The 13,535-nt window shown below is 51.9% G+C and carries 14 protein-coding genes; 2 read left to right on the top strand and 12 right to left on the bottom strand.

From position 1 onward, the window contains the following. Window positions 1-56 precede the first annotated feature (56 nt). Both frsA and gpt read right to left on the bottom strand, forming a co-directional pair. Window positions 57-1,301, bottom strand: coding sequence for an esterase FrsA (gene frsA, locus GF617_RS15930; RefSeq protein WP_203452059.1), 1,245 nt, complete (start codon window positions 1,299-1,301; stop codon window positions 57-59). Window positions 1,302-1,408: 107 nt separating this feature from the next. Continuing rightward, the gene (gene gpt, locus GF617_RS15925) at window positions 1,409-1,867 is read right to left on the bottom strand and encodes a xanthine phosphoribosyltransferase (RefSeq protein ID WP_181622375.1); all 459 of its coding nucleotides are present in this window, start codon (window positions 1,865-1,867) and stop codon (window positions 1,409-1,411) included. A 260-nt stretch (window positions 1,868-2,127) separates the two neighbouring features. On the opposite strand from gpt, the gene pepD reads away from it, so the two are divergent. Further along, entirely contained in the window at window positions 2,128-3,585 is a 1,458-nt protein-coding gene (gene pepD, locus GF617_RS15920) for a cytosol nonspecific dipeptidase (protein WP_181622374.1), read from the top strand. 74 nt (window positions 3,586-3,659) lie between these two features. Here the strand turns inward: pepD and dinB are convergent, their stop codons facing one another. From dinB to GF617_RS15880, 8 genes are all read right to left on the bottom strand, one after another. Further along, entirely contained in the window at window positions 3,660-4,718 is a 1,059-nt protein-coding gene (dinB, locus tag GF617_RS15915; protein WP_203452058.1) for a DNA polymerase IV, read from the bottom strand. A 129-nt stretch (window positions 4,719-4,847) separates the two neighbouring features. Further along, window positions 4,848-5,051, bottom strand: coding sequence for a (Na+)-NQR maturation NqrM (gene nqrM, locus GF617_RS15910; protein ID WP_203452057.1), 204 nt, complete (start codon window positions 5,049-5,051; stop codon window positions 4,848-4,850). Next, entirely contained in the window at window positions 5,051-6,274 is a 1,224-nt protein-coding gene (gene nqrF, locus GF617_RS15905; RefSeq protein WP_181622371.1) for an NADH:ubiquinone reductase (Na(+)-transporting) subunit F, read from the bottom strand. The genes nqrM and nqrF overlap by 1 nt, the downstream gene beginning before the upstream one ends. Before the next feature lie 10 nt (window positions 6,275-6,284). After that, complete coding sequence (nqrE, locus tag GF617_RS15900; protein WP_181622370.1) at window positions 6,285-6,881, bottom strand: NADH:ubiquinone reductase (Na(+)-transporting) subunit E; 597 nt, start codon at window positions 6,879-6,881, stop codon at window positions 6,285-6,287. A gap of 6 nt (window positions 6,882-6,887) precedes the next feature. After that, window positions 6,888-7,526, bottom strand: a complete 639-nt coding sequence (locus GF617_RS15895) for an NADH:ubiquinone reductase (Na(+)-transporting) subunit D (protein WP_203452056.1) — start codon at window positions 7,524-7,526, stop codon at window positions 6,888-6,890. After that, window positions 7,519-8,313, bottom strand: a complete 795-nt coding sequence (locus tag GF617_RS15890; protein ID WP_181622368.1) for a Na(+)-translocating NADH-quinone reductase subunit C — start codon at window positions 8,311-8,313, stop codon at window positions 7,519-7,521. Before GF617_RS15890 ends, GF617_RS15895 begins: the two co-directional genes overlap by 8 nt. Then, window positions 8,306-9,544 carry an NADH:ubiquinone reductase (Na(+)-transporting) subunit B gene (locus tag GF617_RS15885; protein ID WP_203452055.1) on the bottom strand — a complete coding sequence of 413 codons (1,239 nt, stop codon included), beginning with the start codon at window positions 9,542-9,544 and terminating at the stop codon, window positions 8,306-8,308. Before GF617_RS15885 ends, GF617_RS15890 begins: the two co-directional genes overlap by 8 nt. A gap of 3 nt (window positions 9,545-9,547) precedes the next feature. Continuing rightward, entirely contained in the window at window positions 9,548-10,891 is a 1,344-nt protein-coding gene (locus GF617_RS15880) for a Na(+)-translocating NADH-quinone reductase subunit A (protein ID WP_181622366.1), read from the bottom strand. 300 nt (window positions 10,892-11,191) lie between these two features. Between GF617_RS15880 and dpaA the strand changes: the two genes are divergently transcribed. Further along, on the top strand, window positions 11,192-11,932 hold the full coding sequence (dpaA, locus tag GF617_RS15875) for a peptidoglycan meso-diaminopimelic acid protein amidase (protein WP_181622365.1): 741 nt from the start codon (window positions 11,192-11,194) through the stop codon (window positions 11,930-11,932). Here the strand turns inward: dpaA and GF617_RS15870 are convergent. Next, window positions 11,903-12,670: a class II glutamine amidotransferase gene (locus GF617_RS15870; RefSeq protein WP_181622364.1), complete on the bottom strand. Its 768-nt coding sequence runs from the start codon at window positions 12,668-12,670 to the stop codon at window positions 11,903-11,905. The two genes, dpaA and GF617_RS15870, sit on opposite strands and share 30 nt — an antisense overlap. Before the next feature lie 136 nt (window positions 12,671-12,806). Then, window positions 12,807-13,385 (bottom strand): D-sedoheptulose 7-phosphate isomerase, encoded by a 579-nt coding sequence (lpcA, locus tag GF617_RS15865; protein ID WP_028017728.1) that lies wholly within the window; start codon window positions 13,383-13,385, stop codon window positions 12,807-12,809. Window positions 13,386-13,535: the final 150 nt, after the last annotated feature.

Raw genomic sequence — 13,535 nt, 5'->3', positions numbered from 1 at the left:
GCGATCTCCTTTTGTGAAGCCACTGTTTTACCAAACCATCAAAATTTAGCAATCTATTAACACAATCTCTGATAGATCCAACGCGTAATCTCTTTTAACGCTTTGTCAAAATTCTGATATACGGGACTGAACGGTATCTCCAGCAGCTTGCCATCAGAAGATGACGATGTGATTAAGCGCGACTCCTCCTCCGGACTGAAAGGATCATTTTTCCAGAAACCGGACAGCATCGGCGTAGGACAACGACGTCCCAGCAGACCTTGCGTTTTTAAAGAGTAGCGATTGAGTTCCACGCGCAACGCTTCATCTGATGCATCATGCATGCCAAGACGACTCGCCAGGACATCCAGATACATCTCCGGCACACTGGCCTGCCGAGCCGGTTCGCTTAACAGAGCATGAACGACGGGGCCAAGACAGGCGACGGCTTTCAGGCGTGACGACTCCAGATACGCCAGACGCACCGCAACATTCGCGCCAAAACGGAAGCCAAAGGCCGCCACCCGCGTATGGTCGACCCACGGAATATTTTCCAGTGCTTTCAGCGCATGCTGGTGCAGTAAGCTGGAATCCTGCGTCAGCTTCCATTTAGAAGAGAAACCAATGGATGGCATATCAAGCGTCAGCATCGCGATCCCTTTTGGTGCGAAATAGCGCTCATAAAGGCTGTAATAGTCGATTTGTAGAGAGTCCAGACCGCCGCACATCAGGACCGTAGGGAACGGACCTTCACCCTCAGGCATGTGCAGAAACCCGGTCACGGACGAGCCGCCTGGAATAGTAAACTCAAGTTCACGCATGCGACCAGGTAAGCGTTGAGCCGCTTCTTCATAGGCACGATTCGCCAGAGCCTGCGCCTGTTCAGCCAGCTCGTCGCCTTTAAGATGAGGATAAGCCGCAATACTGTAGAGGTTAGAGGCATGCAGCCAGTGTTGGCCACTCAACACGGCGTTTTCTTCCTGGCTGGCTTTCTGCTGCCAGAGCATCGCCTGTTTGGCCCACTCATAAATCCAGTTGCCACCACGATAACCGACCACGGTGTCGTAAAGTTCACTGTCAGTACGATCGGCCTCGCTCATGACGATGCGCGCCTGTACATCCAGGATTTCACGAGGATCAATACCGCGCCAGATCCACATCAGGCGGTTGATCATTCGATACCAGTGCGGCACATTTTTACCATCCAGCGCAGACTGCACATCGGGCAACGAGCCATGATTAAAGCGACGCACCAGCGTCGACGTTTCGGGGTGCTTGAAACGGGGTTTGAACAGGGTCTCAGAAAGGTTCGCCTGAGTCATTTCGCTGCCTCCATGGATACGACATATAGAGGCTATTGTAACGCGGCACAGGCTAAAAAAAACAACGCCCAGTTGAACTGGGCGTTAAAAATAATTTCTCTGCGGAATTAGCGAGCAGAAATTGGCGGGACGAAAACAACCCCCATATCCCACGGCTGTTCAATCCAGGTATCCTGTGGGATATCAATCACATAATCATCCACCAGCGGACGGCCAGCCGGTTTAGCGAAGATAGTGACGAAGTGCGCTTTCGGATACATTTCGCGAATCGCAACGGCAGTACCACCAGTATCAACCAGATCGTCAATAACGATGAAGCCTTCACCGTCGCCTTCAGCGCGTTTCAGCACGGTCAGCTCACGTTGGTTATCGTGGTCATAGCTGGAGATACATACGGTATCGACATGACGAATACCCAACTCACGTGCCAGCAGCGCTCCGGGGACCAGGCCACCACGGCTAACGGCAATAATGCCTTTCCACTGCTCGGAAGGCATCAGGCGCGCAGCCAGTTTGCGTGCATGAATCTGCAACATGTCCCAGGTGACGACGTATTTTTCGCTCATGTGAAGTGTCCCAGCCTGTTTGTATACGGCTTAAAAAGTGTTCAAGGGGGAAATAGGTTGCGCGAGATTATAGAGATCTGACGCACTAAAAACCAGTGTTTAGCGGCTCAGGGCTGAGTTTTTACATGCTTTATGCTACCAGCAACCAGAGAAAGTGGTATTCTCAGTTGCATCTCGCAAGCCTGTCTTGTGGTAACTATTAACCTGCTAACCCTGTGACCTGCATGAATCTTTGCAGCGCATCGACAAGGAGACTTATCGTGTCTGAACTGTCTCAATTATCGCCACAACCACTGTGGGATATTTTTGCCAAAATCTGTTCTATTCCTCACCCGTCCTACCACGAAGAACAACTTGCCGAACATATTATTGGCTGGGCAAAGGAAAAAGGCCTGCACACTGAGCGTGACCAGGTTGGCAACATTCTGATTCGCAAGGCTGCGACTGCAGGTATGGAAAACCGTAAACCGGTTGTACTGCAAGCGCACCTGGATATGGTTCCACAGAAAAATAACGATACCGTTCATGACTTCACCAAAGACCCTATTCAGCCGTATATCGATGGCGAGTGGGTGAAAGCTCGCGGAACCACACTGGGTGCAGATAACGGTATCGGTATGGCATCCGCCCTGGCCGTGCTGGCTGATGACAGCGTTGAGCATGGCCCACTGGAAGTGCTGCTGACCATGACCGAAGAAGCTGGTATGGATGGTGCATTTGGTCTGCAGGCAAACTGGTTGCAGGCAGATATTCTGATCAACACCGACTCTGAAGAAGAAGGTGAGATCTACATGGGTTGCGCAGGCGGTATTGATTTTATCTCTACCCTGCCGCTTTCTCGTGAAGCCATTCCTGCGGGCTTCCAGACTTTCAAGCTGACGCTGAAAGGGCTGAAAGGCGGTCACTCTGGTGGTGACATCCACTTAGGCCTGGGCAATGCCAATAAACTGCTGGCACGCTTCCTGGCAGGCCATGCCACTGAGTTGGATCTGCGTCTGGTTGATTTCAACGGCGGTACACTGCGTAACGCTATCCCACGCGAAGCATTCGCCACCGTCGCCGTTCCGGCAGCAAAAGCGGACGAGTTAAAAACCCTCTCCGGCGTTTATCTGGATATCCTGAAAAACGAACTGGCTGTTAAAGAGAAGAACCTGACCGTGGTTCTGGAATCAGTGTCGACAGATAAAGCCGCGCTGACCACACTGTCTCGCGACAGCTTTGTGCAGTTGCTGAACGCGACACCAAACGGTGTGATCCGTAACTCTGACGTCGCAAAAGGCGTGGTGGAAACCTCCCTGAATGTGGGCGTAGTGACCATGAGCGACGACAGTGCTGAAATCATCTGCCTGATCCGTTCACTGATCGACAGCGGTAAAGAGTATGTTGTGAGCATGCTGGAATCACTGGGCAAACTGTCCGGTGCGAAAACCTCCGCAAAAGGCAGCTACCCAGGCTGGCAGCCGGATGCAAGTTCTCCTGTGATGGCGCTGGTGCGTGAAACTTATCAGCGTCTGTTTAACAGCACGCCTAACATCCAGGTAATCCATGCGGGTCTGGAATGTGGTCTGTTCAAAAAACCATATCCTGATATGGACATGGTCTCTATTGGGCCAACCATTACCGGACCACACTCCCCGGATGAACAAGTTCATATCGAAAGCGTTGGCCATTACTGGACGCTGCTGACTGAGCTGCTGAAAGCCATTCCAGCTAAGTAATTCCGTCAACCAGCCCTTTCCCACAAAGAGAGGGTGAAAATACCGCCCGGTAAGCATAATGCTACCGGGCTTTTTTATAACCCAAGAACGAGTTGCCGCTCAAGTTGCGGATCCAGCAGCGTAACGTGCAATCCTACCAGTCGAACGCCTCGTCCACCCCTGCGCTCTTCCCAGGCTTTTTTTGCCGTGGCGATGAGATCGTCTTTATTCAGGCGCGACCAGACATGCTCCTGCGTGGTCTGCTGGAAATCGTTAAACTTCAGTTTGATGCCCTGACGGGCGATCAGCAGGTCCGGTTTTACTTTGGCTAAGCGCCGTTCCAGTTCGGGGTAGAGTTGTTCAGTAATAATGATTTCGCAGTCGACCCAGTCATGAATATCTTCAATCAGTGTCCGCTCGACACCCACCGATTTGCGCAGACGTTCATTATTTACACTGCGCTCATCAATCCCCTGGCTGCGCTCCCAAAGCACGCGACCAAACTTGCCGAAGCGTTTGAGCAACATTGCCAGGTCACTGCGTTGAACATCTTCGCAGGTACGCAGCCCCATGCTTTCCAGCTTTGCGGCAGAGACTTTACCGACACCGGGTATTTTCCCCAGCGGCAGCGTTTTCAAAAACGCAGGAACCTCTTCCGGTGTAATCACATACTGCCCATCTGGTTTATTCAAATCTGAGGCAATTTTGGCAAGGAATTTAACCGGCGCGACGCCCGCAGAGGCCGTCAGATTTAGTTCATTACAAATAGTCTGCCGAATTTCTTGAGCCATCAGCGTCGCGGACCCGTGGCAGTGCACGCTATCGGTCACATCAAGATAGGCTTCATCCAGCGACAGCGGTTCTATCAGGGACGTGTAGCGAGAAAAGATCTCCCGGATATGTTGAGAAGCCTCTTTGTAAGCGTCAAAACGACCAGGCAAAAGCGTGAGATGAGGGCAGAGTTTTAGCGCCATTGCCGTTGGCATGGCACTGCGCACGCCAAATTTGCGAGCCGGATAGTTGGCAGTACTGATGACACCACGCTGCACACGGCTGCCGCCAATGGCAATAGGGATATCCCGCAACGCGGGATTATCACGCATCTCCACTGCTGCAAAAAAGCAGTCCATATCCACATGGATTATTTTGCGCATAGTAAACCCTCACTCATCACTGGATAAGTATACAGTAAAAAAGTCAGAGTTGAGAAGTGAGCGCAGAAATTGCCGGGCTGGATGTTATTTATCGGGCCTACAGGATCGTAGACCCATAGCAGAGCCGATTTACAGGATCCGTCGTGCTTCGCGCGCCATCCGTTTTTTACGAGCATCACACGGTTCCGGACAATCGCAGACTTTGTCTATCCCCAGTGAAGAGATACCGCCACAGCTACCCTGAATACTCTTTCGCTTGATGAGCCAGCCTAAAGACATACCGAACACCACCAGCACGAATATTGAGAAGGTCGCCAGAAACGTCAACATCATCAGCCTCCAAAATCATCCAGCATAATGTTTTCATCTTCCACACCGAGTTCACCGAGCATCCTGATGACTGCCGCATTCATCATTGGCGGACCACACATATAGAACTCACAATCTTCAGGTGCAGGATGCTGCTTCAGATAGTGTTCATACAGAACATTGTGAATAAAGCCGGTGTAGCCCGTCCAGTTATCTTCCGGCTGCGGATCTGACAGGGCCACATGGAAGGTAAAGTTTGGATTTTCACGTGCCAGTTGCTCAAATTCTTCGCCGTAAAACATCTCGCGCAGCGAGCGTGCGCCGTACCAGAAGCTGATCTTACGCTTGCTGCCAAGCCGTTTAAGCTGGTCAAAGATGTGCGAGCGCATCGGAGCCATGCCCGCACCCCCCCCAATAAAGACCATTTCCGCGTCAGTCTCTTTAGCAAAGAACTCACCAAACGGCCCGGAGATAGTGACTTTGTCGCCTGCTTTCAGTGACCAGATATAAGATGACATCACGCCCGGCGGGGCATCTGGCACATTCGGGGGCGGCGTTGCGATACGGACGTTAAGCATTATTATGCCCTTCTCATCCGGGTAGTTCGCCATAGAGTAAGCGCGCAACGTCGGCTCTTTGACCTCAGAAACAAAACGGAAGAGATTAAATTTGTCCCAGTCGGCACGATACTCGTCCGGCACGTCGAAATCTGCATACGCGACGGTATGTGCCGGACACTCTATCTGGATGTAGCCACCGGCACGGAATGGAACATCTTCCCCTTCCGGCACGCGTAGCTTCAGCTCTTTGATAAACGTGGCTTTGTTATCATTGGAGATAACCTCGCACTCCCACTTTTTGACGCCAAAGATCTCTTCCGGCAACGCAATTTTCATGTTCTGGCGGACGGCAACCTGACACGCCAGACGACAGCCCTCTTTTGCCTCACGTCGGGTAATATGCGCCAACTCAGTCGGCAGGATTTCCCCGCCCCCCTCTTTTACCGTCACGCGGCACTGGCCGCAGGAGCCACCACCACCGCACGCCGAAGAGACAAAAATCCCGTTACCTGAGAGGGTATTCAGTAGCTTATCACCCGCCGGAGTGCGGATCTGGTTTTGCGGGTCATTATTGATATCGATAATGACATCTCCGGAATTCACCAGCTTTGAACGCGCCGCCAGAATGAGCCCCGAAAGCACCAGAACAATGAGCGTGAACATCACCACGCCAAGAATAATTTCCATCTATTTGCCCTTATAGCTGCACACCGGAGAAGGACATAAAACCCAGTGCCATTAATCCGGTGGTGATAAAGGTGATCCCTAAGCCGCGTAAGCCTGCCGGCACATTGGCATATTTCATTTTTTCGCGGATCCCCGCCATGGTTACGATCGCCAGCATCCAGCCGATACCAGAACCAAAACCATACACAACGGATTCACTAAAGTTGTAGTCACGCTGAACCATGAATGATACACCGCCGAAGATGGCGCAGTTCACGGCAATCAAGGGTAGGAAAATCCCCAGCGCGTTATAAAGTGACGGGAAATACCTGTCGAGGATCATCTCAAGGATCTGAACCAGCGCCGCAATCACACCGATGAAGGTGATGAAGTTAAGAAAGCTGAGATCGACCCCTTCAACCAACGCACCGTCACGCAGCACAACGTTGTACACCAGGTTGTTAATCGGTACAGATAACCCGAGAACAACGGTCACAGCGACGCCAAGACCAAAGGCTGTCGACACTTTTTTAGATACGGCAAGAAATGTACACATGCCAAGGAAGAACGCGAGCGCCATGTTTTCTACAAATACGGCGCGCACAAATAAACTCAGGTAATGAGCCATTGTCGGTTACTCCTTTTCCTGCTGTTCAGGCTTCAGCGTGCGAATTGCCCAAATCAGCAAACCGATAATGAAAAATGCGCTCGGGGCCAGAAGGAACAACCCGTTAGGCAGATACCAGCCACCATTTTGTACGGTATCTAATACGGTGATACCAAACAGCTTGCCGCTGCCGATTAGCTCGCGCAGGAACCCCACTGTCAGCAAAATCACACCGTACCCCAGGCCATTGCCGATACCATCCATAAAGCTCGCAAGCGGCGGCATTTTCATGGCATAAGCTTCAGCCCGCCCCATGACAATACAGTTGGTAATGATCAAACCAACAAATACCGACAGCTGCTTTGAAGTCTCATAGGCAAAAGCACGCAATAGCTGATCGACCACGATCACCAGCGAGGCGATGATCGCCATCTGCACAATGATCCTCACACTGTTCGGAATGTGATGGCGGATCATGGAGATAAACATGCTGGAAAACGCCGTGACCAGTGTTACTGCCACCGTCATGACCAACGCCGTTTCCAGTTTGGTCGTCACCGCCAGCGCAGAACAGACGCCAAGCACCTGCAGGGTTATCGGATTATTGGCAAATAATGGGCCAATCAGCACCTTTTTAACTTCTTTCATTTCGCCCACATCAGCCATGGTTCAACGCTCCTTCACGTACATTTTTCAGGAAGGGACCAAAACCCAGCTCCCCCATCCAGAAATCAAAACTGTGCTGCACGCCGTTTGACGTAAGAGTTGCACCGGAAAGCCCGTCAACCGCGTACTGATCGCCAGGACGCGCGGCGCCTTTAACCACTTTCAACGCAGGCTGCCCGTTATCGTCGAGGACTTTCTTGCCGACAAACTGTGCCCGCCAGCCTGGGTTCTCAATCTCGCCCCCCAGACCTGGAGTTTCCCCGTGGTCGTAATACGTAATGCCTTTTACGGTACGGCCATCCGTGTCGAGCGCAACAAAGGCGTACATTACCGACCATAATCCGTTGCCATAGACCGGAAGCACCATCTCCTGAACACGTTTTTGCTCATCGCGAACCAGGTATATTTCGGCAATGTTAGCGCGCCGTTTGATACCTGCCGGATCTTGTGCGGCTTCAAGCGCCTGACTCATCTGCGGATCTTTTAATGCCTGTGACGGGTTAAATTTCGCCGGATCTTTATCCAGCAAGATGCCCGTTTTTAAATCCACCAGGCGGGCCGAGATACGTTCAGCAAAGATTTTAGATACGTCATCAGCGTTCATCCCCTCCCGCATAAGCCCGGCAACCGCCAGAATATTGCGTTGCTTATCCAGGGCGCGTTGCTCTTGCTGTAAAGGTTTTAACCCTACGGCAGAGCCGGCAACGACGACAGAACAGACCAGGCAAAGCACCAGTACCACCAGCAATGTTTTGCCGATGCTATCGTTATTTTTGATGTCAGCCACGCGCCTTCCTCCGCTTGATGTTGGCGCGCACTACCAGATAATCGAACAGCGGCGCAAACAGGTTGGCAAACAAAATGGCCAACATCATCCCTTCCGGATAAGCCGGGTTGACCACACGAATCAATACACACATCACGCCGATGAGCACGCCGTAGCACCATTTCCCTTTGTCGGTAAATGAAGCCGAGACGGGGTCGGTCGCCATAAACATCATCCCAAAAGCAAAACCGCCCAGAACCAGATGCCAGTACCACGGCATAGAGAACATTGGGTTAGTGCTGGAGCCTATTAGATTAAAGAGTGACGCGGTTAACGCCATACCGAGCATAACGCCAGCAACGATTCGCCAGGAAGCGACGCGTCCGAACAAGATGATGGCTCCGCCAATCAGGATCATCAGCGTGGACACTTCCCCGATAGAGCCAGGAATATTGCCTATAAAGGCATCAAACCAGGTGACGGGCTGGCCTGTCGCATTATTGACCAGCGTTTCACCGCCGTGTGCAGCCCACTGAGAGAGGGGCGTCGCGCCTGAAAATCCGTCTGCCGCCGTCCAGACCAGGTCGCCGGAGATCTGCGCAGGATAAGCAAAGAACAGAAACGCACGCCCAGCCAGAGCTGGGTTAAGAAAGTTACGCCCGGTCCCGCCGAATATCTCTTTGGCAATGACCACACCAAAGCTGATCCCAAGCGCTGCCTGCCACAATGGTAGTGTCGGGGGCACTATCAGGGCGAAAAGAATGGAGGTGACAAAGAAGCCTTCGTTGATCTCGTGTTTGCGCACAATGGCAAACAGGACTTCCCAAAAGCCCCCGACAATAAAGACCGTGAGATAAATCGGCAGAAAAAAGACCGCGCCGAGCGTCATCAGGCTGATCCAGCCGGCGTCAGAGGCAAAGCTAACACCCAACGACTGCGCCAGACGATAATGCCAGTCTGACTGAATCACCTGCGCGAGCTGTGGGGCATCATAAAGATGGTGTAACGCCGGAATGGTCTGTAACCCTACGTTATACATTCCCCAGAACATCGCCGGGAATACCGCAAACCAGACCAGAATCATCATGCGTTTGAGGTCGATGGCGTCGCGTACATGCGCCGCCCCTTTTGTGACTTGCCCCGGCGTGTAGAAAATGGTCACGGTTGCTTCAAACAGCGGGTAATACTTTTCCAGCTTGCCGCCCTGCGTAAAATGCGGCTCCAGTTTTTCAAAGAGGTGTTTTAAGCCCATCAGTTATCCTTCCTGCTCAATGCGGGTTAACACCTCGCGCAATACGGGTCCATATTCGTATTTTCCTGGACATACATAGGTGCAGAGCGCCAGGTCTTCTTCATCCAGCTCCAGACAACCCAATGCCTGCGCACTTTCCGTATCTCCGGCCAGCAAATCGCGCAGCAGTGGGGTTGGCAAAATATCGAGCGGCATAACGCGCTCGTAATTCCCAATGGGAACCATTGCACGCTCGCCACCGTGTGTGCTGGTGGAAAAATTAAACAGCCTGTGACGCAGAAAATGACCCAGTGTTGTACGGGTGATAGAAAATTTCTCCGCTCCCGGCATCACCCAGCCAAACAACTCTTTATCTCGCCCTTCCTGCACCACACTGACCTGCAGATGAAAACGCCCAAGGAATGCCACTGCGCCAGCAGCATGCCTGCCACTGAGCACCGAGCCGGAAATCAGGCGGTTTTCGCCCTCTTTCGTCTCCGTTGCCAGCAATTCATTAATGTCCGCCCCCATAATCGTGCGAACCAGTCGCGGGTGAACTGCCTGAGGGCCGCCAATGGCGATCACGCGGTCCGGGCGCAACTCGCCTGTCGTAAAGAGATGGCCAATAGCAATCACATCCTGGTAATTAAGATGCCATACCTGTTTTGTCAGGCTAACCGGTTCAAGAAAATGGATGTGAGTCCCGACAAGCCCTGCCGGATGAGGGCCGGCAAACTGATTGAACGTCACCTGACCTTGTGGATGACCGCCCAGTTTGCCGCCGCTGGCCTGACAGACATGCACTTTCCCTTCCGTCAGACGAGTTAACAGAGTCAGCCCGGCGTCAAAAGCCTGGCGTTGCTTCAGGATTATCGGCTGCGGATCGGCACTGAGTGGGTTGGTATCAATGGCGGTGACAAAAATGGCTGCAGGTACAGAACCGGGAACCGGGGATTGGCTAAAGGGCCGCGTTCGTAATGCCGTCCACAACCCGGACACCAGCAACTGAGATTGCACCACGTCCCGAGGAAGTGTTGCGAGATCTGCGGAGTCAAAGCGGGCAAACTCACGCTGCTCGTTGCCTTCAATACGGATAACAACTGACCGCAATACACGACGTTCACCACGGTTAATCGCCACGATTGTGCCGCAGGCAGGCGCAGTGAACATCACTCCGGGATTTTTTTTATCCTCAAACAGCGCCTGTCCTTTAACGACGCGATCCCCTTCCTGCACCATCATGGAGGGCCGCATTCCCACATAATCGTCGCCCAGTATCGCAACATGACGAATATTACAGCCTGCCGAAATGTGCTGTTCCGGCACGCCTGAGATCGGCAGGTTAAGTCCTTTTTTTATTCTAAACATGGGGTTAACAAGTATCCATGAACAACAAACCAAGATGCGCAAAGTGTAACATTTTCGCCCTTTCGGGGGCAGGGAATACGCTCCAGCAGACGCCAAAATGCGAGCTATTACGCAAAGTTCCTGGAGCCAGCGTCTTCTTGATGGGTTATAACGTAAAACTAATTTGTAAACTCAAAGGTTGGCGCTTGCGAAAATCTATGGCGGTGCTAATGTGAGCGCTCCTAATCCAGATAATTCTGATTTCGGGTCTCTTTTGCCGTCCTGGCAAGTTGGTTTTAGCTTTATCAAGGAACTAGTAGTATGCGTAAAATCGCATTGTTCATTGCGATGCTTCTGATTCCGTGCGTATCGTTTGCCGGGCTGCTTAGCAGCAATAGTGCAACAACGCCGGTCAGCAAAGAATATAAGCAGCAGTTAATGGGATCACCGGTTTATATTCAAATCTTCAAGGAAGAGCGCACTCTCGATCTATTTGTGAAAATGGGCGAGACATATCAACTGCTTGATAGCTACAAAATTTGTAACTATTCCGGTGGACTGGGGCCTAAACAGCGCCAGGGCGATTTCAAAAGCCCGGAAGGGTTTTACAACGTTCAGCGTAATCAGCTCAAACCCGATAGCCGTTTCTATAAAGCGATTAACATCGGCTTCCCTAATGCCTATGACCGTGCTCATGGGTATGAAGGTAAATATCTGATGATCCACGGGGCTTGTGTGTCTATCGGTTGTTACGCAATGACAGACACCGGTATTGATGAGATCTTCCAGTTTGTGACCGGGGCATTAGTCTTTGGCCAGTCCAGTGTTCAGGTCAGTATCTACCCGTTCCGCATGACCGATGCCAATATGCAGCGTCATAAATACTCCGTCTACGCGGATTTCTGGAAACAGTTAAAACCGGGTTATGACTACTTCGAGCAAACGCGCAAACCGCCGGTGGTCTCAATTGCGGATGGACGTTACATCGTTAGCAAACCGCTGAGCCACGAAGTTGTCCACCCACAACTGGCATCAAACTATTCGGTCCCCGAGACAAAATAGCGCCCACTCGCCTGGCATAATCTTCTGCCAGGTTTCGTTGCCCGTCAGCGGCTGCGTCGCAATCAGAGTGACCACATCATTAGGTGTGGTCTCTGTCTGAAAATCAATTTCCACATCCTGATCGAGTAATTTCGCCACCCCAAACGGCGCACGCCGTGTGATCCAGAAAAGATTCGTCGAGCAAAACGCCATCACATAGCGTCCATCCGACAATAGCATGTTGAATACACCCTTTTCGCGAAGCTCCAGCGCCAAAGACGCGATGTATTTAAACACCGCCGCCATATTGCCGGGCGTGCGCGGGTAACGCTCTGTCAGCTTATGCAGCAACCAGCAAAAGGCTTTCTCACTGTCGGTTTCACCAACCGGGCGGAAATTCCCCGTCTCCAGTGACTTATACCCTGTGAGTTGCCCGTTATGGGCGTAAGTCCAGTTACGGCCCCACAGTTCGCGGGTAAACGGGTGCGTGTTTTCCAGCGCCACCTCTCCGCGATTCGCCTGCCGGATGTGCGCAACAACAGAACAGGACTTTATCGGGTAATCCTGTACCAGTTTGGCGATGGGTGAATTGAAGCTAGGCTGAGGATCTTTGAACGTGCGACATCCTTTGCCCTCGTAAAAGGTTATTCCCCAGCCATCTTTATGTGGCCCGGTTCCCCCACCGCGCTGCACCAGCCCGGTGAAACTAAAGCAGATATCGGTTGGCACATTGGCGCTCATCCCGAGCAATTCGCACATACATCACCTCCACAACAGCGAGGGCAACTCCCGTCGTCTTTCAGGTTGCACTTTTGTTGGCCGTTTTCGCTCTGATGCAAGCTCCCACACCGCAGTGCAACTCGAAATCCCTTGGGAATATGCCCCCAGCGAAGTCTTACTTAACCATCTCTTTTTCGATCAGCTGGATCAGGATATGGATCACTTTGATGTGAATTTCCTGAATGCGGTCAGCGTAGCCAAAATGCGGAACACGGATTTCGATATCCGCAGTACCGGCCATCTTACCGCCATCTTTACCGGTCAGGGTGATGACTTTCATCCCTTTTTCACGCGCAGCGGCAATCGCTTTAATCACGTTGCCAGAGTTGCCAGAAGTCGAGATACCCAGCAGAACGTCACCTTCACGACCAACCGCTTCAACGTAACGGGAGAAGACGTAGTCGTAACCAAAATCGTTGCTGACGCAGGAGATGTGGCTGACATCAGAAATCGCAATCGCCGGGTAGCCCGGGCGGTTCTCGCGATAACGTCCGGTCAGCTCTTCTGCGAAGTGCATTGCGTCACAGTGAGAACCGCCATTACCACAGGAGAGCACTTTACCACCGGCTTTGAAGCTGTCTGCCAGCAGGACCGCCGCGCGCTGAATAGCGTGAATATTGGCATCATCTTTCAGAAAGTTGGCCAGCGTTTCCGCCGCTTCGTTCAGTTCGTTACGAATAAGATCCTGGTACATGAGGATAATCCTTCAGCATTAATGAAAATAACACTATGCAGTGTACCGGATAGGGGCAAAGGCGAGAAGTTAAAGCCTGCCGAATCTGTTGCTGTTTTGATTTTTCGTGCCTGCAAAAATCTGAACAATGTGAACCAGGTTGTAATTATT

This window comes from Lelliottia sp. RWM.1, from assembly GCF_016859735.1.
Classification (GTDB): Bacteria; Pseudomonadota; Gammaproteobacteria; order Enterobacterales; family Enterobacteriaceae; genus Enterobacter.
The sequence above is the reverse complement of the archived record's forward strand: the minus strand, read 5'-3'. Positions and strand labels throughout refer to the sequence as shown.